The following is a 3,432-nucleotide window of genomic DNA, read 5'->3' as shown; positions in this document are numbered from 1 at the left end:
AAGGTGTTCTGGTGCGTGGGAGTGAGTGTGGGTGGTCTGTGTCGTGTCGTGGGCCTCGGCCGTGCGGTCGCTTTCCGGCGGGGAACTGACGTTCTTTCATCGAATACGTGACCTTTCTGGGGGTGCTCGTTTGCCATGGCGACAGGGTTCTTCGGGCGGGGCCGGGCGGGGGTGTGGCGGGGTGGGTGGGCTGAGGAGCGTGGCGCCGTCGTTCGTCGTGTCCGGTCCTGGTGGTGTGGCCGTGCGGACCCGTCTCAAGCAGCTGACGCCCGGTGATGAGAGGGTGCTGCGTCTGGTGGGCGCGCATCTGGGGTCGCTGGCCTCGATGGACCTCAAGGTGCGGTGCCGGGAGAGCCTGGAGCATTCCGGTGAGGCGTGGGCGGTGCGTAAGCGGGAGCTGACTGCGCTGTCGTCGTCGCGGTGGGCGGGAAGTATCTCCAAGGCCACGCACGACCAGTGGGCGCTGGCCCGCCGCTGCCAGCTGGCACACATCCAGAACCTGGAAGCCGGCGTCCGCACCATTGAGGACCGGTTGTCGCTGCCGGTGGGGCAGAAGGGGACGAGGAAGACGCCGGGGGGTTACCGGTCGGCGCGGGAGTGGCATGCGAAGTCGCGTCGTCTGCGGGTGCTTCAGGACCGGCTGGCTGCCTCACCGGCACCGCCGAACACCGTGACGCCCAGGTCCGCCACGCCTTCACCCGCCTCCTGCACTGGGCCAGAGCCTGCGGCGTCAAGGCGATCGCGGTCGAGGACCTGGACTTCGCCGCGGACAAGACCCGGGAGAAACACGGCCGCCGCAAACGCTTCCGCCAGCTGATCTCCGGCATGCCCACCGGCAACCTCCGCACCCGGCTGGCGTCGATGGCCGACCAGACCCGGATCGCGGTCATCGCCGTCGACCCGGCCTACACCAGCCGCTGGGGCGCCCAGCACTGGCAGAAACCCCTCACCACCACAACCCGCACCACCACCCGCCACGACGCAGCCGCCGTGGCGATCGGAAGGCGCGCCCAGGGACACCCGATCCGGCGACGGACGACACCGCCCCGTGCACACCAGAGCGATGTGCACGGGCATCGGATCGTCCAGGCCGGACCAGGTGCTCCTGGGCGTGAGGGACCCCGCCCCCGCATCCCCGGATCACGGACACGATCCGTGCCGCCGGACGCGGCGAGTACGCGGGCGACCAGGACATCCAAAACCGTTCGGGGTGTCCGCAGTGACCAGGTATGGGTCCAAGACTCACTCCTGCTCACTGATTAGGAACGGTGCCGTGCTGCCGCGCAGCACCAGCGACCCGGGAGAGACCGACGTGTACGGGCCGTCGTTGCCCGGCTTGGTCTTGAGCCGGCGCATGAGCCACAGCGCGCAGCCGGTGGCCATCTCCTGGATCGGCAGACCGATCGTGGTGAGTCCCGGCCCCCACCACGAAAACCCCGGCTCGTCACCGAACCCGACCACGGACAGTTCCCCGGGCACCTTCACACCCTGTTCGGACAGCTCCTCCAGGACCCCGATGGTGAGCTGGATCGATCCCAGCACGAGGGCGCTGGGCGTGTCCGGCCCCTTCAGCAGTCGGCGCACCGCCTGGCGGCCGTGGTCCATGGATGACGGCGGTCCCAGCTCCGTACGTCCGGCGTCCTCGGGCAGGCCGCCTTCGCTCAGCGCGCTGCGAAAGCCGCGCAGACGCTCGGCGCCCGTGGGCAGTTCCTCGGGGCCGCCCACGTAGGCGATGCGGGTGTGGCCCTGGGCCACCAGGTGGGCCGTGGCCTCGCGCAGTGACTCGTGGTCGTCGACACCGAACCACTGGGTACCGAGCAACGGGTGACGGCGCAGCAGCTGAAGGTGCGGCAGGCCGCGCAGGAGCTTGACGGAGTCGCCGTGCGGGCGTGCGGTGGGCACGATGATGACGCCCGCCACGCGGTTGGCGGACAACTCGCGCAGATGGCGCAGCTCCACCATCCGGTCGTCGTCGGTCTCCGAGAGCATCAGTTGGTAGCCCTCGGCCTCCATGTTCTTGGACAACTCGTGCGCGATCGTCGAGTAGAAACTGTTGCGGATGTCCGGGATGACCAGCGCGACCACGTTGCTGGACGCTCCGCGCATCATGCGTGCCGCCCGGTTGCCGACGTATCCCATCTCGGAAGCGACCTGGCGGACCTTGAACTTGGTCTCCTCGCTGATGCGGGGATCGTCGGAAAGTGCCCGGCCGACCGTCGAGACGGAGATTCCGAGGCGTTCGGCGATGTCCTTGGTCGTGATCACGTAAGGGCCCCCTCGAGCTGACTGATCCCGTTGTCGTCACTTTCCGTATGCCAACGATAGCATTCTCGTCGCGCTCCGTGGTCGGAAAGGTGAGGGCGCCGGGTTGATCACCGTCTCTGTGCTAACGTTAGCATTGCTGAATGGGCCGTGCAGCCGCCCGCGGCTGCCTAGTTTGCGGAGGTGTCCGTGCGGATCGTCAGGTATGCCGTCAGCGGCGTGCGTCACTATGGAGAGCTCAAATCCGGTGACGAAAGGATCGTGAGATTCGAGGGCGATCCCTTCACCGGACTGTCCCCTGCGGGGCATGTCGACGAAGTCGGTGACGTGGTCATTCTCGCGCCGCTGGAGCGACCCCGGATCTTCGGGTTCGCCTACAACTACGCCTCGCACGTCGACGAGACCGACCACGAGGTTCCGGAAGTTCCCGTGTGCTTCATGAAGCCGAGCACGGCCGCGATCGGGCCGAATGACGCGATCGTCTATCCGGCGGATGGCGAACTGATCCATTTCGAAGGCGAGTTGGTCGTCGTCATCGGGAAGGAAGCCCGCCATGTGAAGCCCTCCGAGGCCCATGAATACATCCTCGGCTATACGTGCGGCAATGATGTCAGCGACCGCATCGTGCAGCGTAAGGAAAGCGCATTCGGAACGCTGCTGATCGGCAAGGGGCAGGACACGTTTGCTCCCCTCGGGCCGGTCATCGCGACCGAACTCGACCCCGCGGCACTGTCGCTGACGACCCGTGTGAACGGCGCCGTAGCGCAGTCGGCGAGCACCGCCGACCTGCTGCTGGCCGTTCCCGACCTCGTCAGCTACCTCAGCCGTTATCTGACACTGCTGCCCGGAGACGCGATCATGACCGGCACGCCGTCCGGCGTCGGGCCGATCCGTCCCGGAGACGAGATCGAGGTGGAGATCGAGGGCATCGGCGTCCTGCGTAATCCGGTCGTGGCCGAGAGCCTCTGAATTCGGACGTCTGTCGGGCGATCGCACCGAAGGGGCCTGCCCACCGCTCGGCGGTGGGCAGGCCCCTTCGGTGTGTCCGGCGGTGGCTCCCGTGTCCTGTCGAAGCAGTGCCGCCGTGGGGGGGGGGGGGGCGGGGGGGCGGGGGGCGCCCGCGGGGGTGTAGGAAAAACACACGCCCCCGCACCCCCAAGGGCTGGGGGT

The 3,432-nt window shown here is 67.9% G+C and carries 2 protein-coding genes and 1 pseudogene; 2 read left to right on the top strand and 1 reads right to left on the bottom strand.

Annotation, left to right across the window (positions count from 1 at the left end; all coding sequences use genetic code 11):
- The first annotated feature begins 181 nt into the window (after positions 1 to 181).
- Positions 182 to 1,263 (top strand): annotated as a pseudogene (locus tag ACFWWR_RS48480) (hypothetical protein).
- Here ACFWWR_RS48480 and ACFWWR_RS48475 read toward each other — a convergent pair.
- Positions 1,243 to 2,265 (bottom strand): LacI family DNA-binding transcriptional regulator, encoded by a 1,023-nt coding sequence (locus tag ACFWWR_RS48475; RefSeq protein ID WP_383878459.1) that lies wholly within the window; start codon positions 2,263 to 2,265, stop codon positions 1,243 to 1,245. The pseudogene ACFWWR_RS48480 and the gene ACFWWR_RS48475 sit on opposite strands and share 21 nt — an antisense overlap.
- 180 nt (positions 2,266 to 2,445) lie before the next feature.
- Here ACFWWR_RS48475 and ACFWWR_RS48470 point away from each other — a divergent pair, with 180 nt between their 5' ends.
- A complete protein-coding gene (locus ACFWWR_RS48470; RefSeq protein ID WP_383878457.1) occupies positions 2,446 to 3,231 on the top strand; it encodes a fumarylacetoacetate hydrolase family protein in 786 nt (261 codons plus the stop codon).
- The last annotated feature ends 201 nt before the right edge of the window (positions 3,232 to 3,432 follow it).

This window comes from Streptomyces sp. NPDC058678, assembly GCF_042714835.1.
Taxonomy (GTDB): Bacteria; Actinomycetota; Actinomycetes; order Streptomycetales; family Streptomycetaceae; genus Streptomyces.
The sequence above is the reverse complement of the archived record's forward strand: the minus strand, read 5'-3'. Positions and strand labels throughout refer to the sequence as shown.